This window comes from Mucilaginibacter panaciglaebae (genome assembly GCF_039539265.1).
Taxonomy (GTDB): domain Bacteria; phylum Bacteroidota; class Bacteroidia; order Sphingobacteriales; family Sphingobacteriaceae; genus Mucilaginibacter; species Mucilaginibacter panaciglaebae.
This window is the reverse complement of the sequence record NZ_BAABCV010000009.1, coordinates 85,489-110,136: the sequence shown is the minus strand read 5'-3', so window position 1 is coordinate 110,136 and position 24,648 is coordinate 85,489. Positions and strand designations below refer to the sequence as shown.

16 protein-coding genes are annotated in these 24,648 nt (G+C 42.3%); 8 read left to right on the top strand and 8 right to left on the bottom strand.

Features of this window, described 5'->3' with window-relative positions; translation table 11 throughout:
- Positions 1–11: 11 nt before the first annotated feature.
- The 4 genes from ABD772_RS13330 to metG form a co-directional block, all read right to left on the bottom strand.
- Positions 12–557 (bottom strand): hypothetical protein, encoded by a 546-nt coding sequence (locus tag ABD772_RS13330; RefSeq protein WP_345105253.1) that lies wholly within the window; start codon positions 555–557, stop codon positions 12–14.
- 19 nt (positions 558–576) lie between these two features.
- Positions 577–786 carry a hypothetical protein gene (locus tag ABD772_RS13325; protein ID WP_345105250.1) on the bottom strand — a complete coding sequence of 70 codons (210 nt, stop codon included), beginning with the start codon at positions 784–786 and terminating at the stop codon, positions 577–579.
- Between the two features lie 119 nt (positions 787–905).
- Positions 906–2,021 carry a tyrosine-type recombinase/integrase gene (locus ABD772_RS13320; protein WP_345105247.1) on the bottom strand — a complete coding sequence of 372 codons (1,116 nt, stop codon included), beginning with the start codon at positions 2,019–2,021 and terminating at the stop codon, positions 906–908.
- Positions 2,022–2,231: 210 nt separating this feature from the next.
- Positions 2,232–4,298, bottom strand: coding sequence for a methionine--tRNA ligase (gene metG, locus ABD772_RS13315; RefSeq protein ID WP_345105246.1), 2,067 nt, complete (start codon positions 4,296–4,298; stop codon positions 2,232–2,234).
- Positions 4,299–4,363: 65 nt separating this feature from the next.
- Here metG and ABD772_RS13310 point away from each other — a divergent pair, with 65 nt between their 5' ends.
- On the top strand, positions 4,364–5,314 hold the full coding sequence (locus ABD772_RS13310) for a S66 peptidase family protein (protein WP_345105244.1): 951 nt from the start codon (positions 4,364–4,366) through the stop codon (positions 5,312–5,314).
- Between the two features lie 79 nt (positions 5,315–5,393).
- Here ABD772_RS13310 and ABD772_RS13305 read toward each other — a convergent pair whose 3' ends face one another.
- Both ABD772_RS13305 and ABD772_RS13300 read right to left on the bottom strand, forming a co-directional pair.
- Positions 5,394–6,932, bottom strand: coding sequence for a RagB/SusD family nutrient uptake outer membrane protein (locus tag ABD772_RS13305; RefSeq protein WP_345105242.1), 1,539 nt, complete (start codon positions 6,930–6,932; stop codon positions 5,394–5,396).
- Positions 6,933–6,952: 20 nt separating this feature from the next.
- Positions 6,953–10,180, bottom strand: a complete 3,228-nt coding sequence (locus tag ABD772_RS13300; protein ID WP_345105239.1) for a SusC/RagA family TonB-linked outer membrane protein — start codon at positions 10,178–10,180, stop codon at positions 6,953–6,955.
- Between the two features lie 186 nt (positions 10,181–10,366).
- On the opposite strand from ABD772_RS13300, the gene ABD772_RS13295 reads away from it, so the two are divergent.
- From ABD772_RS13295 to ABD772_RS13280, 4 genes are all read left to right on the top strand, one after another.
- Positions 10,367–10,699 carry a PadR family transcriptional regulator gene (locus ABD772_RS13295; protein WP_345105236.1) on the top strand — a complete coding sequence of 111 codons (333 nt, stop codon included), beginning with the start codon at positions 10,367–10,369 and terminating at the stop codon, positions 10,697–10,699.
- A gap of 25 nt (positions 10,700–10,724) precedes the next feature.
- The gene (locus tag ABD772_RS13290; RefSeq protein ID WP_345105233.1) at positions 10,725–12,395 is read left to right on the top strand and encodes a PspC domain-containing protein; all 1,671 of its coding nucleotides are present in this window, start codon (positions 10,725–10,727) and stop codon (positions 12,393–12,395) included.
- Between the two features lie 29 nt (positions 12,396–12,424).
- Complete coding sequence (locus ABD772_RS13285) at positions 12,425–12,598, top strand: hypothetical protein (protein ID WP_345105231.1); 174 nt, start codon at positions 12,425–12,427, stop codon at positions 12,596–12,598.
- A 182-nt stretch (positions 12,599–12,780) separates the two neighbouring features.
- Positions 12,781–15,219 carry a TonB-dependent receptor domain-containing protein gene (locus tag ABD772_RS13280; RefSeq protein ID WP_345105230.1) on the top strand — a complete coding sequence of 813 codons (2,439 nt, stop codon included), beginning with the start codon at positions 12,781–12,783 and terminating at the stop codon, positions 15,217–15,219.
- An 89-nt stretch (positions 15,220–15,308) separates the two neighbouring features.
- Here the strand turns inward: ABD772_RS13280 and ABD772_RS13275 are convergent, their stop codons facing one another.
- Positions 15,309–17,846: a M14 family metallopeptidase gene (locus ABD772_RS13275; protein WP_345105228.1), complete on the bottom strand. Its 2,538-nt coding sequence runs from the start codon at positions 17,844–17,846 to the stop codon at positions 15,309–15,311.
- 429 nt (positions 17,847–18,275) lie between these two features.
- On the opposite strand from ABD772_RS13275, the gene recQ reads away from it, so the two are divergent.
- The 3 genes from recQ to ABD772_RS13260 all read left to right on the top strand — a co-directional run bounded on the left by recQ (position 18,276) and on the right by ABD772_RS13260 (position 23,014).
- On the top strand, positions 18,276–20,432 hold the full coding sequence (recQ, locus tag ABD772_RS13270; protein WP_345105226.1) for a DNA helicase RecQ: 2,157 nt from the start codon (positions 18,276–18,278) through the stop codon (positions 20,430–20,432).
- Between the two features lie 212 nt (positions 20,433–20,644).
- Positions 20,645–21,964, top strand: a complete 1,320-nt coding sequence (locus ABD772_RS13265; RefSeq protein WP_345105223.1) for a UDP-N-acetylmuramoyl-tripeptide--D-alanyl-D-alanine ligase — start codon at positions 20,645–20,647, stop codon at positions 21,962–21,964.
- 204 nt (positions 21,965–22,168) lie between these two features.
- Positions 22,169–23,014 (top strand): hypothetical protein, encoded by an 846-nt coding sequence (locus tag ABD772_RS13260; RefSeq protein ID WP_345105220.1) that lies wholly within the window; start codon positions 22,169–22,171, stop codon positions 23,012–23,014.
- A gap of 66 nt (positions 23,015–23,080) precedes the next feature.
- On the opposite strand, the gene ABD772_RS13255 is transcribed toward ABD772_RS13260, so the two are convergent.
- Positions 23,081–24,631, bottom strand: a complete 1,551-nt coding sequence (locus ABD772_RS13255) for an Rne/Rng family ribonuclease (protein WP_345105218.1) — start codon at positions 24,629–24,631, stop codon at positions 23,081–23,083.
- Positions 24,632–24,648 lie beyond the last annotated feature (17 nt).

Sequence of the window (24,648 nt, the reverse complement as noted above, 5' to 3'; positions counted from 1 at the left end):
TGCTATCTAATTTAGTCTAATACTTTTGGCAAATAAGGATGCAACTCTATTCCAATTTCATCACAGATACAAAATACACCTTGTTTATACTTAGTTCCTGCAATATCTTGATAACTCAAAGAAAAGCTAACAAATCCACCTCCTTTAGGGTCAATTAAAAAATGGAATAGTAACGGAGCATCACCCTTAACCAAATGAGTTCGAGTATCTGAAAATCCCATAGGAATGAATATTTGGTCTTTTTCAGATACTATTTTTGAAATATTTAACGCATTACTACTCGTCTCATTCGATACCTCAACAGTTAATATTTTCTTGGTTTCATCCCCCGGGTGCATCATTTGTGTAGTTCCAGTATACTTCAATATCGGTTTAATACTTTCCTTAAACCGAATATTTTCAATTGTAAACAACTCATTTTGTGTCTTTTGTACCTCTTGTTGCGATCTTAACGTTTTATAAAGGTAAAACGCTGTTACAGATGTTACAGCAACCATAAACCAATCGGACACAGTACCCCAAACCTCTGCGGGTAATAGATAAATACTAAATATCATTATTAAATAATCCTATTGATTACCTGACAAGGCTATTAATAATTTGATGACATTGCTGTAAATCATAGTAATCATTGATGATTCTAATTCCTTTAGTTATATCATCATAAATAAACATTACTGGAAAACCTGCCGTAGCCATTAAGTCATCCAATTGTTGTTCCGTTTCACAGCTTTCATAAAACAGAACACTGCTAATTTCATCTCGTTGTTGAAATAAGTAATACATATATTGTGTTTAGGTGATTATAAATAAATCTACAGATATTAACTCAGATTATATATAGAGTTCATAACAGCCTTATAACAAATTCGTAGAGAATTAATTGTAAATAACCACATTAAAAATTAAAGTTCCGGCAACACCTCCCTCAACCTTTCATCATTTAATTCCCCAAGTCCGCGTAAATAGTTAAGCGTAACTATCATATTAGAATGCTGTAGCAATTGTTGCAATACATGCAAATCCTTAGTTTTCTTGTAGACATTGATAGCTGCAGTATGTCTAAAAGAATATATAGTTTGCTTAGGTTCAATAATACCGGCTTTCCTCATTTTCTTACTTGCCTTTAACCACATAAGATTGAAGTAGGTTATATTATAAGGTTGGTTTGTTAAAGTAAAAATATTCACATCCATATCAGTTACAGTTTGCAAACGTTCCTTAAGTAATTCTTTAATGTAACCTGGGATATAAGCCGTCCTTATACGCTTGCTTTTATTCTCACTACCCGAAAGGTGAATCTCTGTAAAGTCTTTTACAATATGCTTGCGCTTAAGTAATCTAATTTCTTGATGAGGTCGTAATAAGCAACCATAAGTTAAGATGCAGCACAAATGCAATTTAGGATTATGCTCTTTTAGATAATCTAAAGCATTCTTAAGTTGTGCATCTGAATATGGCGCATGCAATGTTGCTTTGGCTCTTGCTGGTTTTGTGTGCTTGACTGCATTCTTATCAGCGTAATCCTTTCTAACCATTTCGTTGAAAAGGGTACCAAGCTGACGTCTGCGATTTATATAATTCCGTTCGCTTGTTTGAAATCGATTAAGGAATACTTCAACCCTTTGAAGTTCTAACTCATCCGCTTTACTATTTAATTCTTTGACCGTTAGGAAATCGCAGAACATACGATGAATGGTTTTCAAATTACGCTTATAGCCATCGCATAGGTTTGAGTTCTGTTTCTCCTCCAATATGGTGTCAAGAGCGAACTTTAAACTTGGTTTTTCGTTCTCTTTAGCAAAGGGATTCCATCCTTTATTAAGTGCTTTGGTGAATTCAAATTGCAACCGAATTAACAGCCTATCTCTATCGTCAATACTATTAAACTGATTGGGATTGATGTTTAGGTTTAAACGATTGGCGTTATATTCTCGTTGACGTTTACCGTCAAAATAATAAGCAATATAAACACGATCGTTAGTGTTCTTAGGAATACAAACCTTAGGTGTGGTAAACATGACATTTGGCGCATCTGATGGCGCAAAAGCAAGTTTAAAACACTTAAATGGTTAACTATCACCGCAAAGCAGAACTCATATCTAGAGTTTAGGAAACTTCTATTCTATCCGTTGAACTACGGGGCCAAGCTCTTAATAAGCATGGCAAATATATATAAAAAACCGATGCGCTTTTTAAGCGCAGATTATGGCTTTATTAAAGATTTCGATCTATCGTAAAGTCGAACCATTTGGCATCCAATTCAGCGGAGCAGCAAAGGTTAGTTTCCCCTCCGCGTTTTCGGCCATCAGAATCATGCCTTGCGACAGAATGCCCTTGATCTCGCGCGGTTCCAGGTTCACCAGTATGCTCACCTGCTGGCCGATGATGCCTTCAGGCTCAAAATGTTCGGCAATGCCTGACACTACCGTACGCTGGTCAATACCGGTATCGATAGTCAGTTTTAATAGCTTTTTGGTTTTTGCTACTTTCTCGGCAGCAAGTATAGTGCCTATACGAATATCCATAGCTGCAAACTGATCGAAATTAATATTTTCCTTTGCCGGTGTTACAGGTTGATCTTCGCTTTTGGCAGGGCTTTCAATAGCTGTCTTTTTGTCTATCAATTTTTGTACTTGTTTTTCAATCAGCTCTTCTTCTATTTTTTCAAACAGTAACGCAGCCGGGTTCAATTGGTGGCCCTTGGCAAATACTATTTTTTCGTCAAAAGCAACCACATCCTTAGGCCAGTTCAACATCCGGAATATCTTTTTTGCGGTGCCCGGTAAAAACGGTTGCAGGCAAGTAGCCAAATGGCCAATCAGCACCAGGCAGTTATGCAGGGCATCCTTCGCGTCATCCGGGTTGGTCTTGATGCTTTTCCACGGTTCTTTCTCTGTCAGATAACGGTTTCCCAGACGGGCAATTTCCATCATAGTTTGCTGTGCTTGTCTGAATTTGTAGGCCTCGAAACTGGCCTCCATATCATTATAAAACTTAGCTACCTCATTGCTTAAATTCGGGTCAGTGAAGTTAACCGTGTCTGTCAACGCTTCTATTTTACCATTGTAAAACTTGTGCATTAATATCATCACCCGGTTGACAAAGTTTCCCAGTATAGCTACCAGCTCATTATTTACACGGTCGCGGTAGTCTTTCCAGGTAAACTCGCTGTCGCTTGTTTCTGGGGCTATGGCGGTCAGGTAGTAACGCAGCTCGTCAACTTTGTCAGGCAGATCCTCCAGGTACTCATGCATCTCGACACTCCAACCGCGGCTGGTGCTCATTTTGTCGCCTTCCAAATTCATGAACTCGTTGGCCGGCACATTTTCAGGTAATATATAGTCACCGTGCACCTTCAGCATCACCGGGAATACAATACAATGAAAAACAATGTTATCCTTACCAATAAAGTGGACCAATTTAGTACCCTGATCTTTCCAGTACAACTCCCAATTTTTGCCATGATCGGCAGCCCATTGTTTAGTGGCCGATATATATCCTATAGGCGCATCAAACCAAACATATAATACTTTCCCGTCAGCACCCTGTACCGGCACCTTAATACCCCAGTCCAGGTCGCGGGTTACCGCACGGGCATGCAAACCACCGTCAATCCAGCTTTTGCACTGTCCATAAACGGTAGCGCGCCAGTCTTTGGCATGATCTTTTAATATCCACTCCTTTAACCAATCTTCATATTTGTCTAAAGGCAAATACCAGTGTTTGGTAGGCTTTAATACAGGCTTGTTTCCGCTCAGTGTTGAGCGCGGATTAATCAGCTCAGCGGGGCTCAGAGAAGTGCCGCACTTTTCACACTGATCGCCGTAAGCATTCTCATTTCCGCAATTAGGGCAAGTGCCTATAATATAACGGTCGGCCAGGAAAGCGCTGGCCTGTTCATCATAATATTGCTCTTCTTCCTTCTCAACAAAAATGTGTTTGTCGTTTAGGTTAGTAAAAAACTCTTGTGCCGTTTCATGATGCAGCGGCGCGCTGGTGCGGTGGTAAATATCGAAGGATATGCCCATTTGTGCGAATGAGCTTTTATTGATCTCGTGATATTTGTCGATGATGGCACGGGGCGTTGTATGTTCCTTCATAGCCTGATTGGCTATTGCGGTACCGTGCTCATCGCTACCACAAACAAAAACGACATCACGTTTTTTTAGTCGCAGATAGCGCACGTACAGATCGGCAGGTATATAGGCGCCTGCTAAGTGCCCCAGGTGCTTAGGGCCATTGGCATAAGGCAGCGCGGCGGTAATAGTATATCTTTTATAGTCTTTTGGTTCCAATTATTTAGCTGTATTTTTATAGTTTGCAAAGATAAATTATTTTATTGAGGAAGTTTGGCAACAAGATGCCGGATAAACCAAAGCAAGCGATTAAACTAAGTGATTCGGAATTTTATATGAGTATAGCGCCTCCCCACCTTAAAAAGGGCGATAAAATTGCCATAACCTGCCCCGCAAAAAAGCTCCCGAAACCAATGACGGACGCTATTGCCTTGCTTGAATCGTGGGGATTGGAAGTCGTTTTAGGCGACACTGTAGATGCAAGCTACTACCAGTTTGCCGGCGATGATGATCTGCGCGCCTCAGACATGCAGCACTTTATTGACAATGACGACATTAAGGCCATTATAGCTGCACGCGGCGGTTACGGAACCATCAGGATGATTGACAAGGTTAATTTTGAGCGCTTAAAAACAAACCCCAAATGGATAATTGGCTTTAGCGATATAACTTTATTGCATGCCCATTTATATGCCAATTATGGCTTGCAAACCATTCATGGACAAATGCCGGTAAATATTCCCGATGCCTCTTCAAAATCGCTGCAATCGCTTAAAAGCGCATTGTTGGGCTCTGAGGTTTATTATCATTATAAACCGCACGGTCAATATAAACCGGGCGCAGCTGAGGGTATACTTATCGGGGGCAATTTGAGCCTGCTCATTGCCTCATTAGGCTCAGTATCTGACTTTAATTACGATAGCAAGATCCTTTTTATTGAAGACGTGGGCGAATATCTATACGCGGTTGACCGCATGATCAGAACGTTAGACCGCGCCGGCAAATTGAAAAACCTGGCGGGGTTGATTGTAGGCGGGTTTACGGATATCAAGGACAATGACGTTCCATTTGGCCAAACCATAACTGAGATTGTAATGCATGTAGTTAAAGATTACACCTACCCCGTTTGTTTTGATTTTCCAGCGGGACATATCCCAGATAACCGGGCGCTTATATTGGGCAGGAAAATTCACCTGGAAGTAAGCGCAGAAAAGATTGATCTGAATTACTTATAAGACATATTAGTCTTTAAACGAAGAAAGGGTGCCTGTTTGACAGGCACCCTTTCTTACTTTCTTACATTATGTCTTAAAATTATTTAGTAAGATTTGGGTTGTATAAGAACTCACCTGATGGAGTAACAAAAGTTAACTCAGGAGCATCATATTGAAAGGTCTCTCCTACTAAAAACAGGTGATTACTGCCTTTAGTCACAGAATGCTTATTACGTTTCATAGCTAAGTACGTTTTGCCTTCACCCCACAATTCGATGCGAGTTTGCAGGTAAATCTCCTCTTTAAGATCATTGCCGGTTAGCAAATCAATATAAGCGTAATCCAGGGCTGACGGAAATCTTTGTGCCAACAATAACTTAATTTCTGTTCTTGCACCGCCGTCATCTCCTAAACGCACTTTGGCTTCTGCATTTAACAGCACCATTTCGTCTGCACGCATATAAATGTAGTCGTCGGTTATGTTACGCTGGCCGCCTTCTTCACGGTTTTCGTTAAAGAATTTGCCAGTCGGCAATAAACCGCCATAATCCGGATTATCATCAAACTGTTTTTTTCTGATATCGGTAGGGCGGATAGATTTATACAAACTATCATCAATAAATTTAGGGTCGCCTGCCCATGCATAGCTATAGGTAAAGATGTCCATTTGGCCCCACCACGAAACAAGATCAAGATTGCTTGATAGAGTAATATCAGCCCCCCATATCCAACTTGGGGTTGCTATATTGTTAAAGCCAGACTGAGGATTTGTAAGATGGCCACTACCATCAAGATTAGCAACAACCTCACTTGGAGTAGTTAACGGATATTTAGCCAAAACAGAGTCTGTCAAACTGATAACACGAGTCAAGTCCGCATTTGTACCTCTGGCGGCTAAGGCATAAGCTAAAAGCCCTTTAGCTACATACGAATCAATATGATTCTTATCAGGACGAGTAAAATCAGCTAACAAACTGTTCGCCTGATCAAGGTCACTAATAATCTGGGTGTATACCTGAGCTGATGTACTCATTGGTACTTCGGCCTGATTGGTGCTTGTTAATATTGGCAATATTTTTTCAGCACCGGTACCATAACCTTTAGGCGAATAAAGATTGGCTAAATAAAAATAAGCGTAAGCACGCATAGCTTTTGCCTGACCCATGTAATGTTTTACATCGTCGTTAGCCAACGTCGCGTTATTACCACCTAATACGTCAATAACCGTATTCGCAGCATATATTATTTTATAATAATAACGATAAGGCTGATAATCAGTAGACGAGGCGCTATTTTTTGTAGATTGATATCTTTCCAGATTGGTATACCAGCCATAGTTGGTTGCACCAAGCAACAAATCGGCAGAAAGCATATCTGAATAGATATCATAACCCTTCTGACCAAAGTCATCATGATTTTGAGTGGTACCATTAGTAAAATCCCCGGTAAAATCTTCGTACATCGTGGTGTACAAACCAGAAACGCGGGCATCCAAAAGCTTAGGATCTTTTTTCACCTCTTCCTGTTCCTGTTCAGTCGACACTTTCTCACTCGGCTGTTCATCCAGGAAAGATTTTTTACAGCTACTTGCAAAAGCTAATAAAGCAAATGCACTAACATATATTTTTAAATTTTTCATTGTTTAAATCTCTTTACAAATTAAAACCTTACGTTTAAACCGGCTGACAAAGTTGATAACGGCGAGTAGTTATAAATACTGCTCAGGCCATCTTCTGCGTTACCCGGGTTAAATCCTTTACGTGCGCTATGCATATATAAATTATCGCCCGAAACAAATACACCCAGGCTACCTACACCCCATTTAGCAGTCATAGCTTTAGAGAATGTGTAAGACAAACGCACGTTATTTAACTGAATATAACTAGCTTTTGTGATAAAGCGGGATGAAGCTCCGGTTGATAGAACATCATAATCGTCAGATATTCTTGGCACGTCAGTTTTATCACCAGGTTTTTGCCATCTTTTCAAGATGTCGGTAGACCAGTTATTATCACCTACAAGGTCATTGCCCATTAAAGTATTGTAAGCTGCATCATAAGAATAACCACCCACGCTATATAAGAACTGTACGCTCAAATCAAAGCCTTTGTAACCGGCATTCAAGTTTACCGCACCACGTACTGTTGGAACAAATGACTTACCAACATATTGTAACGCCGCGTTAGTATAAGTTGTAGTAGTGGTTTCTTTAATATTAGCTTTTTGATCAGGGTGAGCGGCTAAATACGCTACCAGATTGGTAATATATTCGCCGGTATTTGATTCAATGGCACCACTTTTTGCTACTCCGTCACCATCCAGATCCACATAATAAGCATCCCAGCTTTGCCTACCATCAGCAGGATTAACACCTGTAGACTTTCTCATGTAGAAATCATATATAGAGTGTCCTGCCGACCAGCCATAATAGCTATTGGTTTGTATAGGTATCTGTTTACCGGTGGTAGGATCAATCGGCATGCTGGTAATTCTATTTTTCAGCATTTCGCCATTAACACCCAAATCTAAACGGAAATCTTTATTTCTAACCAAATGGCCAACCAAATCAAACTCTAAACCCTGGTTTCTCAAACCACCGTCATTAACGGTTATTTGTGTATAGCCATTTGAAAGCGGTTTCTTTTGATCAAAAATCAAATTGCTTGTGTTTTTAACGTAGTATTCTAAACTACCGGTTAAATAACGGCCCAAGTCAAATTCAACACCTGCTTGTAATATTTTTGAAGACTCCCAGGTAAGGTTAGGATTTCCCTTATCGGGTACGCCAATTGATCTGTTGTCATTGGCATTACTAATTGTTGAAAGGTTATATCCTGAGTAATAACCAACCCCTGCCTGATCACCAACGGTACCATAGCTTGCTTTCAATTTTAACGAGCTAAATATGGTTTGATCCTTCATGAACTCTTCAGACGAAATTAACCAACCCGCACCGATAGAACCAAAAGTACCCCATTTATTGTTCAGGAACCTTGAGCTTCCGTCTCTTCTTATACTACCTAACAAGAAGTACTTGTCCTGATAGTCATAGTTTATCTGGCCAAAATAACTCTCAATAGCATACCCTTCTGTGTATGAAGTAGCAGGAGTACTTACTACCGCGTTATTTAGCGATTCCGAATTATTTAATATTAAGTTGTATTTAAAATCCTCTTGATCGCCATGAGACCATTTAGTTGCCTCATGAGCAACAAAGGCTTCAATGTTATGCTCGCCAAATTGCTTTTTGTAACGAACCAGGTTTAACAGGTCCCAATTGGTAAGATTATTTCGGTGAAGATAAATAGATCCGTTTTGTGAGGCAGAAGAACCATAATACTTATTGGTTAATTGCGTGTTCAGCAAATCATAATATTGCAAACCAAAAGTATTTTCGAAAGTCAAGCCAGGAATAATGGTAGCGTTTAATGATGCAGTACCATTAAATTCATTACGATCGTTTCTGTTGGTATTGTATTTGGTATCAGCTATAGAGTTGGTTAATGAACCAAACTTTCTGCCGTTAGCTCCATAATCATACTGGTTGCCGCCAAAAATAGGATCAGGAACGAAGTTACCCGATGCATCTCTCAGAAACAAGCCATAGATTGGCGGAAGATTATCAACAAACCAAAATATACTGCCTGAGTCTTCGGTTTGGCCCCCTATATTTTGTTTAGAGTGGGCAAAGTTTGAAGTCATTTTGGCTTCTAACCAAGGTTTGATCTGGCTGTTTAAATTTAAGCGGCCGGTTAAACGTTGAAAATCTGAAGCGATAGAGTAACCTTTACTATTCTCATAGCCTAAAGACATGTAATAGCCTGATGTCTCAGTACCGCCACCTAAACTTACATTGGTTTCAGTACGAGAAGCCGATTGGAAAGCGTAATCAGCCCACTTTTCTGGAGTGTATTTACGTACAGCATCAGATTTTACGGTCCTTGTCGCAGGGTCAACAAGATTTGGGCCTGTCAAATTCCAAATATTGAAATGTGAGGGCAAACCTGCTGAGCTGAAAAGTCTGGTGTTAGCATAGTTTGTTGGATTAGCATTTCCTTTGGCAACGCCTTCATTATATAAACCCTCCCACGATAAGCCCACATACTGCTCTGGAGAAGTGATCACATCATAACGGGGAATCAGGTTCTTATTGGTACCAAAGTTGACATTGGCCTCTACATAAGGTTTTTTGTTTTTACCGCTTTTTGTGGTAATCACAATTACACCGGCTGATCCACGAGAACCGTAAATTGCAGTGGCTGTAGCATCTTTCAACACAGTAGTTGATTCCACATCATTAGGATTAATAGCGTTCAAGCTTCCGGTATAAGGAACCCCGTCAACCACATACAGCGGATCGCGGTTACCGTTAACAGAACCAAAACCACGTATACGCACTGTAGCTACAGTACCTGGCTGGCCGCTGGTATTAACCACACGTACACCTGCAACTTCACCAGCTAAAGCCTGGGTGATGTTATCTACGCGTTTTTTATTCAATTCCTCGCCGCTTACCGCTTTTGCAGATCCTACATAGGCTTGCCGGGTAGTTTGGCCGTAACCTACAACAAGCACTTCATTTAATTGCTTGTTATCGGGCGCTAAAGAAACGTTAATAACGCTTCTGTCCCCTACAGAAACCTCTTGTGTCAGATAAGAAATAAAAGAGAACATCAATGTTGAGCCCGCCGGCGCATTGATTGAGTATTTACCGTTCACGTCGGTAGGAACTCCAACATTGGATCCTTTGATTTTTACTGTAACTCCCGGAATGGGTTGGCCGTCGTCCTGGCCAGTAACCGTACCAGTAATAGTACGGTTTTGTGCAAATACCTGTGTTACGCAGAACACCAACAAGCACAAACTTACAAGTAGAAGTTTTTTCATGTTTGTTAATAATAAGATCAGTTAATAGTTAATTATTTATAAAAGTAGTGTAAGGGTATTGAAAACGCAAATTATTTCAATAAAAAAGCCGGGATTTTTAAAAATATTTTTTGTCATATTCTATTTTTTTAACTTTTTTAGTACTATGTATTGCATAATACAGTTTTTTACATATATCTTTGTGATATGATAGCAGAAAACACACAGACACAAATGCGCAAGGGTATACTTGAATACTGTATACTTTCTATCATCTCACGCGATGAAACCTACGCTTCAGATATAATTGCCGAGCTAAAAAAGGCACAACTGCTTGTGGTTGAGGGCACTTTATATCCATTATTAACCCGTTTAAAAAACAACGGGTTACTCACCTATAACTGGGTTGAATCAACATCAGGCCCGCCACGCAAATATTACGCCTTGTCTGACGACGGCCGTAAAATGCTGGAACAGTTAGATAAAACCTGGCAAGAGCTTGCGTTTGCAGTACAAACCGCAACCGGAAAAAAGAAATAATTTCGACTCCCTAAAAAATCACATCATGAACAAAACAATCATCATAAATATAAATGGCACCGTCTTTCATATAGAAGAAGATGCCTACGAGATCCTTAAAAATTACATGACGGATGTAAAACGTCATTTTATGAACTCGGCAGATAGCCATGAGATCACTACAGATATTGAAAACCGCATTGCCGAAATGTTTTCGGAAATACTTGCAACAGAGGAGCGCCAGGTTATTGTGGAACAGGACGTAAGAGCGATAGTTGAACAAATGGGCTCGGTGCAGGATTTTGAAAATGCCGAAAATGGCGAAGACAGCCCTGGTCAAAACAATTATACCTATAACAATAGCGGTGCCCGCACCTTGTTTCGCGACCCTGACGACCATTTATTGGGTGGGGTTTGCGCAGGCCTAGCCAATTATTTTGGCATACAAACTATTTGGTTACGCTTAATCTTTGTGTTATTCGTTGCTTTTTTTGGCACCGGCATAATTTTGTATATCATACTATGGATAGTTATACCTAAAGCAGTTACCCGGGCCGACCGCATGGCCATGAAAGGAGAAAAACTCAATTTACAGGGCTTTAAAAATAGTTTTGAAGAAGAGCTGAGCGCGGTACGTAATCACCTTAGTAGTCTGCAGGGCGAAGCCAAACCATTGGTTTATAAATTCAGAGATTTTGTAAGCGAATTTATTTACCACTTAGGCATATTTTTCAGAGGCGCCGGACATATATTAATAAAAATAATAGGCGTTGCGATATTGCTTGCCTGCATTGCAGGAGCCATTACGTTGATAGTGGGTCTGGCTACATTAACTATTTGGGTCAACCCCGGCTCACATTTGTTCCCTTTTAGTATAATGAGCTATGAATATGCCAACCGTTTATATATAGCAGGCTTTTTTGTAGCTTTTATACCATTGCTATTTATCTTCTTGCTGACATTGAAATCGATTTTTAATACCCGGGGTATTGACAAGAACGTTGGCTCTGTAATATTTGTGGCCTGGCTATTTGCCGTAGGGGTATCAATCTATTACGGAACTAAAGTTGCCTCCAATTTCCGCGATTCGGCCAGCTTTAATCAAACTGTTGATTTGACACAATCATCTAACAACACATACTATCTAAAACTAAATGATGTTAAGTACTTTACACACGACGATAGTATACGCCTGGATATAAAATCGAATTTCAAAGACATGGTTATCACTAATGATAACACCTATGAAAACTTCAGGGAAAACAATATGTCTCTTTATATTGAAAAAAGTGACGTACCACGACCGGTTCTGATCGAAACGTATCGTGCGAAAGGCCGCGATTATGAAGATGCCCTGTTGAACGCACGTCATACAAAATATATTTTTTCGCAAAAAGATACCGTACTAATGCTGGACCGTTACCTGCAACGCCAGGAACGGAGCCCATGGCGCGATCAAGAGATCACGTTGACTTTAAAAGTACCCGTTAATGCAGTAGTTGTAATTGACAACGCCTTAAACGATTTTTTACGGGATGGGATAGACCTGTATCAATGCCGGGATATAAATAAAAAACCCGATGCACCAGATGCTTCTTTTATAATGACGCCTAATGGATTAACCTGCAAAGTTGACACATTAGTAACCGCTCCACCCACTAAAGCGTTAGGCGCGGTGCCAACAATAGATACTGCTAGAACAATAAAGAAAAAATAGTGAAGGCGTTTGCTATTTATTTAAGGTGTATGAGCCTGCCGTTTTGCGGCGGGCTTGTACTTGCCTTTTATTTTAGTTTATTTCCCCCTCAAAAAACACCACAAGTCCCCGTTTTCAAAACGGCAGCTACCACCGCTGCGCCACTCTTTTTTTATGCCGATATTATTCAGGCGTTTATTCCCGCTCTAAAAAAATTAAAATAATCTGTAACCTATTCACAGTTTCCTGCATCTTACTACTAAACATCTGCCACAGCCCTGAAACTATTGCTATGACAAACAACCGGCAAACCCGGAACTAATACGAAAACTTAATTACCTATTTACTTAAAAAAGAGCGAAGATCTTTTAGGGAATTGTGTTGCCCAAAAAATTGAATCACCACAATGAAAATAGTCACCAACATATATTATACCCTGTTGCTATTGATAGCCGGTTTCCCACGTGTATCTGCGCAAGCCACACAGACAACCAACAAGGTTACGGGCAAGTTAATTAATGAGCGGGGAACTGCCGTCGACTACGCTACTATTAGTTTATTAAGATCAACAGACTCAACCGTGGTAAAAGGCACTTTGACCAATGATGCAGGTGTTTTTGTTTTTAATAACATCAAACCAGGCAACTACATTATTAAAGCCACTAATTTAGGTTATGCAAAAATGGTTTCACCGCCCTTTGTAGTCCAAGAAAATAAAGGACCTGTAATAGTGCCGGAATTGAAAATAAGTAACAATGTAAAAGTGCTAACCGCAGTTACCGTAACGGCTACCAAACCGTTAATAGAGCAGAAAACAGACCGTATGGTTATGAACGTCGAAAACAGCATTTTGGCAACAGGTAATACAGCCCTTGAAATTCTGCAGCGCGCGCCGGGTGTTACGGTTGATAAAGATGACAACATCAGCCTTAAAGGGAAACAGGGTGTTACGGTGATGATCAATGATAAATTAACATATCTTTCCGCACAGCAGTTAGCCACCTTGCTACGGTCCACCGATGGAAGCACTATCCAATCTATTGAAATTATTTCAAACCCATCGGCTAAGTACGATGCAGCGGGAAATTCGGGTATTATCAATATCAAATTAAAAAAGAACAAACAGAACGGTACCAATGGAAGCCTTACCGCAGTTATAGCCCGTGGTAGCAGTGTAAGAGAAAGCCAAAATCTTAACATCAACCATAAACAAGGCAATTTGAACCTCTTTGGTTCGCTTAGTCATGGGGATATCCCTTATAGTCGTACAATGGATATAAACCGCAAAATAACTACTAATGGCGACACCAATTATTTTATGCAGCATACCACTATGCCCCAGGTTTACCATTATAATAATTTTAGGTTAGGCGCCGATCTGGATATCAGCAGCCAAAACACTGTTGGTATAGTAGTTAGCGGCAACAGCAACAACGAACGTGATCTTAATTATAATCAGACCAAAATCGGGTCATCAATATACAGTGTCGATTCGGCTTTAAATACCAACTCCGAAATTCGTCAGACATTCACCAACTTTGCGGTAAACCTTAATGATCGCTTCAAGTTGGACACGCTGGGCCAAACGCTAAACGTTGATCTTGACTATTCAAAATTTAAGAATAACAGCAAAGCAAACTACACCACCTATTATTTTTTATCTGACGGCTCCTTACAGCACACCCCCGAGTTGTTGCGTAACGAGACTCCGTCTGACATAGAGATTCACTCGGCAAAGGCAGATTATACCAAACCGTTGACCAAGACTATAAAATTAGAAACCGGCGTCAAATTTTCGGGTGTAAAAACCGATAACGATCTGCGTGCCGAAAAATATAATGGCACTGCCTATATAAACGATACCACCCGTTCAAACCGGTTTGTGTATACTGAAAAGATAAGCGCTGGATATTTAAATCTGAACAAAGAATACAAAGGCGGGTCGGTACAATTAGGCGTACGCGCCGAGTACACCCAATCAAACGGTAACCTCATTGGCAGCACCCCGGTTGACAGAAGTTACCTAAACTTTTTCCCCAGCTTGTTTATCAATCAAACCCTGGATAAAAAGAATGAGTTGAATTTTTCATATAGTCGCCGCATTGACAGGCCTAATTATGGCGAATTAAACCCATTTGTATATTACCTTGATCCATATACATTTAACCAGGGTAATGCGTTTTTGAAACCACAGTATACTAATAATTTTGAATTAGGTTATGTATATGATAAAACCATTAATGTGAGCTTGGGTTACAGCCATACCACCGATGTCATAGTTGAAATTATTTTAACGCAAGGCAACAAAAGTTTTCAAACCAACCTGAACCTGGCTACGCAGAATAATTATAACCTCAATATTTATACGCCCTATACCATTGCCAAATGGTGGACGGGCAATGCCAATTTCAACGGTTTTTATAGCGGGTTTCAATCCAACAATATAAATGGCGGCAATATTGATAACGGCCGCGCAGGTTTTATTTTTAAAACTACGCAAACCCTATTATTTGGCACATTTAAGGGCGAGGTTATGTTCGATTACCGTTCGGCAATGAATTATGGTATTTATCAGATGCACGCGCGCAAAAACATAAGTGCTGCGGTTAGTCAGTCGTTTATGGACAAAAAGCTTAACATCAAGTTTGGGGTAGATGATGTATTCAACATATTCCGTAATGATATTGATAGTTATGAACTAGGTAATAATTTTACTATCCGCCAAAAAGGGGATAGCCGCATATTCAAATTAACAGCAACCTACAACTTCGGCAACACCAAGATAAAACAACGCGAACACCGCACCGGTGCCGAAGACGAGAACAATCGCGCAGGAGGCAATTAACCATCGCGCTCATTGATTCAGGACGATTAATAAAAGCCATGCCAGTTCCCAGCCGTGCTTTTTGTCGGAATTGGTTTTTGTTCAAGAAGCTAAGGCGTCACCATAAATACGGCATTGGCAAACAAGAGCTTTCCGTTTTCCCAAAAGCTGCGAAAGAGTGGATCATCAACCATATAAACTACGCAGCCCCGGCCCATAGGCTGCACGCCAAGCAGCAGGCCATCCTTAATTTTATTCAGGCTCTTTTCGCCTACAAAACCAGCTACGTAACCATCTTTTCTGACAGTGCCTACGTTCCAGTCCCCATCGTCCATCAGTTTATAAACATCATCGTTAACCTTTAACGTATAGTAATAGTCAGGATAACCAAATCCCAGCGGGTGCGTATTGTCCAGATCTATTTTATAGATAGCACCCGGCACTGTACTTTCTATAGCAGAGCGACTACGGTCGGCATATGGTTTTCCGCTCGATTTTACTTTTGCTGAGTCGACATCTTTTTTTTGGATATCAAACCCTTTTTTGCCCGCCAACTGTGCTGCTGCGTTACCAAGAGCAATGAGCTTGCCTCCGTTGTTGATCCAGCCCTTGAGTTTTTCTGATGGGAAATCATCATAGTTGCCATCCGGAAAGACGATCACATCAAAGTCGTTCAGCTTTACGTCGTCCGTATCCTTGTAGTTAACCAACGTAACCGGGTAATTAATTTGCTGCTCAAAAAACTGCCATATCTCGCCCACGTTAGCTGATGATGTACCCTCGCCGCTCACCAGCATTACTTTTGGTGGTTTCAAATAATGAACAGAACCCGAGCCCAAATCAACGCCCTTGTCAACAAAGCCGGTGCTGAGCGGTGTCAATTGGCGATCAGCATCAGAAGCGGCCCGCCTTACATCCGCATCGAAATTACCGGAGTTATTGCCGGCGCGGGTAATAATCAGTGACCCGGCGCCAAATTGCTTGCCGCCTGCCTGGAATGGCGTTTCGGCATACCGCACTTTGATACCTTTTTTTACCAATGAAGCCAGATACCGAACATCATTAACAGACTGCCACGATGATACATACGCATACGGATGCGCAAACATCGCAGATTGCATTGGCGGCTGGGATAATACTACATCATTAATGGAACTTTTTTGATCTGCCCTGATCTGCTCTTTTACACCATAGGTTTTTAACCCATAAGCGTAGGGAAGCGCCCATGCAGTGATGTCATAAGTGTTTGAATCGGCCAGGAAGGTCTTTGGCTCCATGAGCACATGCATTAATACAGATTTTGGTTGATAGGCACTGATAACCAGGTCTGTTGGCTCAACATCAAAATACTCGTTCTTTTTACTAATATAATTGTAGCCCTTGGCATGTGCTACGATGCCATACTGCGCCTGAATGCCGTTGCGTCTAAGTAAGTCGGCCAAAGCGGCTAATTTATCCTGATTATCATTTTTGATGACATAGGCTTTGTACTCGCTGGTTGGGTTGCTGCGGCTTTTATCGTAATATTTTTTAAACTCGTCGACCGCCCGGCTGGCATTAGCCGATACCGTTTCAATGGTACTCAACGCGGTAGCGTGATGATGTGCTATCCGGTCTTTTAAGGTCAGGACATCGCCGTTATAAGTAGTGATAGCCAGGCCCCCGCCTATACCGCCCTGCTCATAGGTCATTCCAATGGAGCCATTGTAAATAGGATACGTATCACCGTACGAGGGATACAGCAGATCAAACTCTTCTTTAGTAAAATATAACCATCCGTTCTTGTCAAAATATTTAGCGTTGTTTTTGCCGATAATGGTCTGGAACTCCTTTTGCCAGGCTGTAACATCTTTATGGAAGGGCTCGGCAGCCGGGGCAAAATAATAAGGCGAGTCATAACCCTGCTCATGGAAATCCACGTGCACCTGGGGCAGCCAACTATTGAAATAGCCCACCCGTGCGCGGCTTTCTTTTTGCGTTTGCCAAGCCCAGTCGCGGTTCAGGTCGAAATAGTAGTGGTTTACCCGTCCGCCTGGCCAGCTCTCTGAATGTTCGCGAGAACCGGGATCAGGATTTGGCTCAATTCCCTTTACTGAATTATAGAAGTTGATATAGCGTTCTCGCCCATCGGGATTCAGGCATGGATCGATAGCCACAACGGTGTTTTTGAGCCAGGCTTTGGTTTGCGTATTTCCAGGATCTACCAGGTCATATAGCGTTTGCATGGCCGCTTCGCTTGATGCAGGTTCATTGCCATGTACATTATAGCTTAGCCAGACAATGGCTGGGGCGTTTGCAGTGTTGCCCGCTGGCGCTGGTTGCCGGTTATTGGTAAATGAGCTATCGGGCGGCATGCCGGCCAGGGCCAGGTTGTTTTTGCGGATGTCTTCCAGGCGGCCAATGTTTTGGTCGGAAGCTATAAACATTACTATGAGCGGGCGGCCCTCATTGGTAGAGCCATAGGTTACAAGCTTGACCTGTCTGGAGTTTGCGCCGATATATTTGAAATACTCAAGGATACGATAGTGGTAAGTAAACTGCGTACCCAGCTCATACCCCAAAAATTCAGAGGGCGACTGGATTTTCTGGGCAAGGGCCGACGCGGCCAAAATCCAGCCTGCCAACAAAAGCAATAATTTTTTCGACATGCAAAAGTGAAGATAATAAATTTATCATTATCGTTATTACGCTATCTTAAGGCACCTCAATATCAATTTTACCGCTGATTGTAAGGCTTGGGTGTTTCACAAAATAGTGAAACACTTTGAAACAGTTGAAACACTTTTAGCCAATAAACGCCTGTAAATAAGCGTATTACAAAAACAGAGTGAAACACTTTGAAACAGTACAAAAGGTTTAGGTAAGCGCAGTTAAAATATTGACATACAGAGTATTAGGCTATTTTTTGTACTTTTTTCGAAATTGGAAGTGAAACACTTGCCGGAGACCCGATGCATTACGTCCCTACAAGCAAATCCGTCATTCGCATATTTGCACATCTGCCTGTCAAATCCCTATCTTCACATCGCATATTTGCATGTCTGCATATTGCATATCAACAACGTCTGTACATTACCATGACCCTGGCACAAGCCCTGCAAAAATATTTTGGATACAGTGAGTTCCGGCATGAGCAGGAAGCTATTATTAATATGCTTTTGAGCGGCAAGGATGTTTTGGCGCTAATGCCCACCGGCGGCGGTAAATCTTTGTGCTACCAGTTGCCCGCCGTAATGCTCGAAGGATTAACCATTGTCATTTCGCCGCTTATTGCGCTGATGAAAGACCAGGTGGATGCCCTGAACCTGGCGGGTATACCGGCCGCGTTTTTAAACTCGTCGCAAAGCGCAGGCGAGCAAAATGAGATCATCGCGCAACTAAACAGAAATCACATCAAATTGCTTTACCTGGCACCTGAACGGCTGTTTGGTTCGGGTAATAAACTGGTTGATTTTCTGCGATCACTGCCTGTGGCTGTTGCCCAGATTGCTATTGACGAGGCGCATTGTATCTCGCACTGGGGTCATGATTTTCGCCCGGAATATCTGATGCTGGCCGGGTTAAAAGATCATTTCCCCAACATCCCCGTCATAGCCCTGACTGCTACCGCCGACAAACAAACCAGAAAAGACATCCTTGACAAGCTGGACTTGAAAAACCCCGCTATATTCATCTCATCCTTTAATCGCGCCAACATCACCTACCGCGTCAACCCAAAGCGCGAAAGCTTTGACCAGTTGCTGGATTTTTTGAATGAACGCCGGGACGAGTCAGGTATAATTTATTGCCTGTCACGTAAGTCGACCGAGGCGCTGGCCGAAAATCTGCGCGCCCGCGGTTATGCCGCCGATGCCTACCACGCCGGTTTGGATAACAACATCAAAGCCAGGAACCAGGAAGCTTTTCTGCGCGACGAGCTAAAAATCATAGTAGCGACAATTGCTTTTGGTATGGGCATCAATAAATCCAACGTACGCTATGTGGTGCACATGGACCTGCCTAAAAATATCGAGGGCTATTACCAGGAAACCGGCCGGGCAGGGCGCGACGGGCTGGCGTCTTCAGCGCTTTTGTTTTATTCGCCCGGCGATGTGCTTAAATTGAAAGGCTTTGTAGCTGTAGACGGCGACCCGAAGCAAACGCAAATCATGCTGAGTAAGCTCGATGACATGGCTAAATACTGCCAGTTGCCCACCTGCCGCCGCAAGTATTTACTCAATTATTTTGACGAGGCAGCGCCCGACCATTGCGGTTCATGCGATGTCTGTTTGAGTGAGATCACTAAGTTTGACGGAACGCTGATCGCTCAAAAAGCCTTGTCGGCAGTATTTCGTTTAAAAGAGCGATTCGGTGCGGGTTATGTGATTGATTTTTTACGCGGATCGAAAAATGAAAAGATCAGACAGGAACATAAAGAATTAAAGACCTACGGCGTTGGCCAGGATGTCAGCAAGGCCGACTGGCAGCGCTACATCCGCGAGTTGGCGGCTTTAGGTTATCTGCAATTTTCGGGCAGCGAGTACCCGGTATTGCAGCTTACCGACAAAAGCCAGGCGGTGCTGAAAGGCGGTGAAAAAGTAGAACTTATTGCCACACAAACTATCGAAACAAGGGCTACTGAAGATCTGCCGTTTGAAAACGAGCTACTCGAAACACTCAAGGCCACGCGCCGTGACATTGCGGTGCTGGAAAACGTTCCGCCGTATTTGATCCTGTCGGATGCTACACTGGTGGAAATGGCCACTTATTTGCCGCAAAACTTAGACGAGCTAAGACTAATATCCGGCTTTGGCGAGGTGAAGCTGGCGCGTTATGGTCGTGAGTTTTTACTGCCGATAGGCGCTTATACCGCGGTGCGGGGTTTAAGCTCTAAGATGAACCTGAAAAGCAGAAAACGCGAACGCAAACCCCGCGCCGAAAAGCCTTCAGCACCAAAAAGCGGCGACACTCGTGCTGATAGCCTGTCTTTATATCGCCAGGGCAAAAGTATTAATGAAATAGCCACTGGGCGAGGCCTGACGGTGTCGACAATAGAAAGCCATTTAAGCTACTTTGTGGGTACAGGGGAGCTGGACGTAAGGGATATAACTACAGCGGATAAGATACCGGCAATACAGGATGCTATTGAAAGCTACGGTGCCGAGCGGCTGGCGCCGCTTAAAGAGATACTTGGTGCCGATTTTTCTTATGGTGAAATTAAAGCCGTATTAGCCTGGATGAACAGAAATGAATAATTTTGGTTAATAAGACAATACCCTAATGAAAAAAATGTCATCCCGACCAACGGGAGAGATCTATATACAAGCTTAGCGTGGCGCGAATGCAGGTGTATAGATTTCTCGCTACCGCTCGAAATGACAGACCATTATTTTTGTCATCCCGACCGATAGCGGGAAATAACAAAAACGAGAATAATTTATTAATTCGCTCATTCGCTAATTAAACAATGACCACAACCGAACAACTATACCACATTTACCTGCAACACCCGGTTATCGCTACCGATACCCGTAAGATTACGCCCGGCAGCATGTTCTTTGCCTTAAAAGGCGATAAATTTGATGCAAATACCTTTGCGCAGCAAGCGTTGGAAGCAGGCGCAGCCTATGCGGTGATTGACAATGCGCAGTATCGGGCCAATGATAAATGCTTGTTGGTTAATGATGTGCTTACCGCCCTGCAGGATCTTGCCCGTCACCATCGCCGCCAGTTGACTATCCCCGTTGTGGGGCTTACCGGCACCAACGGCAAAACAACTACCAAGGAGCTCATTAACGCGGTGCTGTCGCAGCATTTTAACACGGTGGCTACGCAAGGGAACCTGAATAACCATATCGGTGTTCCGCTGACCATTTTGGGCATTACGAACGAGCATAAAATGGCGGTGATAGAAATGGGAGCCAATCATATCAAAGAAATAGAACTGCTGTGCAGCATATCGCAACCTACGCACGGCCTTATTACCAATGTAGGCAAAGCACACCTGGAAGGTTTTGGCAGCATTGAGGGCGTGAAAATTGCCAAAGGCGAATTGTACGATTTCCTGGCACCGAATAACGGAGTGGCTTTTATCAACAGCAATAACCCTATTTTGATGTCGATGCAGGGGACACGTAAGTTTACAGCACAGCCGGTATTTTATGGCGACCAGTTAGACGACCTGGTAAGCGGCGAGATCACTGAAAACGCACCGCTGCTTTCGCTACGGTGGACTAATAATACCAACGGCGAAGAATATTCAGTTAAAACCCAGTTAACCGGCGCCTACAATCTGGACAATATCCTGGCGGCAATCAGCATCGGGCTGTATTTTAAATTGTCTGCTGCCGAGATCAATGCCGGGATTGAAGGTTATCAACCTAAAAATAACCGCTCGCAAGTTGTACAAACGGCAACCAACACATTGATCTGCGATTACTACAACGCTAACCCAAGCAGCATGGCTGTCGCAATCGAGAACATCGGCAAAATAACCGCGGCCCGCAAGGTTTTGATTTTGGGCGATATGTTCGAGATGGGCGCCGAAGCCGCTGCCGAGCATAAAGGCATCATCGAAAAAGCCCTGGCTACCCCGGTTGATGAGCGCATTTTCATTGGTAAAGAATTTTCGGCACAAAAAGCCATCGCCGAAGGCAAGGCGGCCGCATTTTATGAAACCGCTGATGACGCTATCGGAGCGCTAAAATTATCGCCGATAAAAAACTCAACAATACTGATCAAAGGCTCGCGCGGTATGGCTTTGGAGCGACTGGTGGAGTTATTTTAGTTAGCTTAGTGTAAAACTATAATCGTAAAAGTTACAAACTTCGGACAGCGTAGGGCGTTTTGGCATGTTACTAAACACGATCGAGGCAAAACACTTCCTCGACCGAATTAAGATTTCATACCAGGCGGAAGAATGCCCCAAAAAAACGCACAGACTTATTCGAAATTTATACCTAAGTCTGCGTCAGATACTTTAACTTTAAGTATGAAAAAAATTCTGATTGTTGTTTTTGTGCTACTGGCATGTACTGTTCAAGCCCAGCAAAAACGCTTTCAGTCCATAACTTGGGTGTCAGGCAATTCTGGCACTCTGCGCTTTTTTGATAAAAACCGGATAAGCTGGGAACTTGACCAATCTTTTAAATCATATCCTCAGTTCATGGAGGCCGATTTGAGGTATTATCAATCAAAAGATACTTTGGTGGTGATCGATTCGCTCCTCTGGGACAAGCCCAGACGGCACATGATATACAAGTTTATTCTGTCGCAAAATGGAAACAAGACACTTAGTTTAACCCCTGTAAATGACGATGCAAAGCACGCTATTCCGCTTACTACCTATGTCCTAAAAAATATAGATTACGTTAATGACCCGGCTATAAAATTCAGCAGCATTCATTTTGACTACGGTGGTTACGGCGAACCGGTATATCCTAATGCTACAAAATATGAGCAATGTACTATCAATATTGAAAACGACGGTAATTACTACTTAAAAAAGATCCTGGACAGTAACGCCGCTCATATCGGCTACTTCAAAGGGAAGTTAAGTGAACCACAACTAGATAGCATCAATTACCTATTGCAACACAGCGAAATTAAGCAATTGCAAAATTGGAAGAGTATTGTTAGAGCGTCGCATGGTTTTGAGTACAATCTGGTTATAGCATACAATAATAATAATACTCTAAAAATAAATGCGATGATACTACCCGGCATTATTGATGGGCTGCTTAGTTATATTCGTATATTAACACAAAACCTAAAACTACAGCCCGACGAGCAAAAGCATGATTTTAGGCTTAACGGCGATTTAAATTACTATCGCTAAAACCTTTTAAACGAAAAAGAGCCGCTACATCCCGTAGCGGCTCTTTTCCGTTCATAAATTCTACTATTACAATTTAATTTCTTCGTCTTTTGATGAGAAAAAGCGGAACTCGGTGATCTGGTAGGCCGGGTTGCTTTTTACTTTGATCCACTGTCCATACTTAAAGAACCATTTCATCTGCCGGTTTACAATTCCCTGGCGGATGTAGGCCTCAATGTACGGATGCACGCAAAGCGTAATGCCTTTTTCATTTTGCTCGGTCAGCACATAGTTAAAGTTATTCTCGATATCGTCAAGCAATAAAATACTTGGGCGAATGGTGCCTGTGCCATGGCAGGCGGGGCAAACTTCGGTAGTAACTATGTTCATTTCGGGCCTTACACGCTGGCGGGTAATTTGTACCAATCCAAACTTGCTTGGCGGCAAAATGGTATGTTTAGCGCGATCGAGCGACATCTCTGTACGCAGGTAATCAAACAGTTCTTTGCGGTTGGTTGGCTTGTGCATATCGATGAAATCGATCACTACAATGCCGCCCATATCGCGTAAACGCAGCTGGCGGGCAATTTCTTTTGCCGCCTCGCGGTTTACCTGGAACGCGTTTTCTTCCTGGTTCTCTTTGTTGGCTGTACGGTTACCGCTGTTTACGTCGATAACATGCAAAGCCTCGGTGTGCTCAATTACTAAATAAGCACCGCCGGCTAAGTTTACCGTTTTACCAAAGGCGCCTTTAATTTGTTTGTCGACACCGAAGTGTTCAAACAAAGGCTCTTTGTGCTTGTGCATACGCACGATATTTTCCAGGTCAGGAGAAATATCTTTTACATACTGCTTAACCTCTTCATACAGCGTACTATCGTTCAGATAAATATGCTGGAAGTCGGGGTTTAAAATGTCGCGAAGAATGGTTGAAGTACGTCCAATCTCGCCTAAAACTTTTTTTCCCGGCTCAACCTGTGGCAGGCGGGTAATAAAGGCTTCCCATTTTGATATCAGGTCGAGCAGGTCTTTTTGCATTTCTGCAACACCCTTGCCCTCTGACACCGTACGGATAATAACACCAAAGTTTTTAGGCTTAATGCTTTCGATAATTTTGCGCAGACGGGTGCGCTCCGTATTACTCTTTATCTTTTTTGATATAGATATAACCTCAGAGAATGGCACCAGAACAACGTACCTTCCGGCAATAGATAAGTCTGAACTTAAGCGGGGGCCTTTTGTAGATATAGGCTCTTTGGCTATTTGTACAGGTATAAGCTGGTTTTTGGTCAATATCTCAGAGATCTTTCCTCCCTTGCTGATATCGTCCTCCAGCTTAAAGTTATCTAAAAGCTTCGATTGGTAACTTCCACCACGCACCTGCTTGGCCAGCTTTAGCAAGGTTTGCACCTGCGGACCAAGATCAAGATAATGCAAGAATGCATCCTTCTCATAACCTACATCAACAAAAGCAGCGTTAAGGCCGGGCATAATCTTTTTGATACGGCCCAGGTATATATCGCCAACAGTATAATTGTTGCTAACCTGCTCTTTGTGCAGCTCTACGAGTTGTTTATCCTGTAATAATGCAATAGTAGCCCCGTTGGGGGATGAATCGATAATTAATTCTTTTATCAACTGCTACTCCATTTCTT

Coding starts and splice junctions, on each gene's coding strand:
- ABD772_RS13330 (WP_345105253.1), bottom strand. CDS start 557: ATGATATTTAGTATTTATCTATTACCCGCAGAGGTTTGGGGTACTGTG.
- ABD772_RS13325 (WP_345105250.1), bottom strand. CDS start 786: ATGTATTACTTATTTCAACAACGAGATGAAATTAGCAGTGTTCTGTTT.
- ABD772_RS13320 (WP_345105247.1), bottom strand. CDS start 2,021: ATGTTTACCACACCTAAGGTTTGTATTCCTAAGAACACTAACGATCGT.
- ABD772_RS13310 (WP_345105244.1), top strand. CDS start 4,364: ATGCCGGATAAACCAAAGCAAGCGATTAAACTAAGTGATTCGGAATTT.
- ABD772_RS13305 (WP_345105242.1), bottom strand. CDS start 6,932: ATGAAAAATTTAAAAATATATGTTAGTGCATTTGCTTTATTAGCTTTT.
- ABD772_RS13300 (WP_345105239.1), bottom strand. CDS start 10,180: ATGAAAAAACTTCTACTTGTAAGTTTGTGCTTGTTGGTGTTCTGCGTA.
- ABD772_RS13295 (WP_345105236.1), top strand. CDS start 10,367: ATGATAGCAGAAAACACACAGACACAAATGCGCAAGGGTATACTTGAA.
- ABD772_RS13290 (WP_345105233.1), top strand. CDS start 10,725: ATGAACAAAACAATCATCATAAATATAAATGGCACCGTCTTTCATATA.
- ABD772_RS13285 (WP_345105231.1), top strand. CDS start 12,425: ATGAGCCTGCCGTTTTGCGGCGGGCTTGTACTTGCCTTTTATTTTAGT.
- ABD772_RS13280 (WP_345105230.1), top strand. CDS start 12,781: ATGAAAATAGTCACCAACATATATTATACCCTGTTGCTATTGATAGCC.
- ABD772_RS13275 (WP_345105228.1), bottom strand. CDS start 17,846: ATGTCGAAAAAATTATTGCTTTTGTTGGCAGGCTGGATTTTGGCCGCG.
- recQ (WP_345105226.1), top strand. CDS start 18,276: ATGACCCTGGCACAAGCCCTGCAAAAATATTTTGGATACAGTGAGTTC.
- ABD772_RS13265 (WP_345105223.1), top strand. CDS start 20,645: ATGACCACAACCGAACAACTATACCACATTTACCTGCAACACCCGGTT.
- ABD772_RS13260 (WP_345105220.1), top strand. CDS start 22,169: ATGAAAAAAATTCTGATTGTTGTTTTTGTGCTACTGGCATGTACTGTT.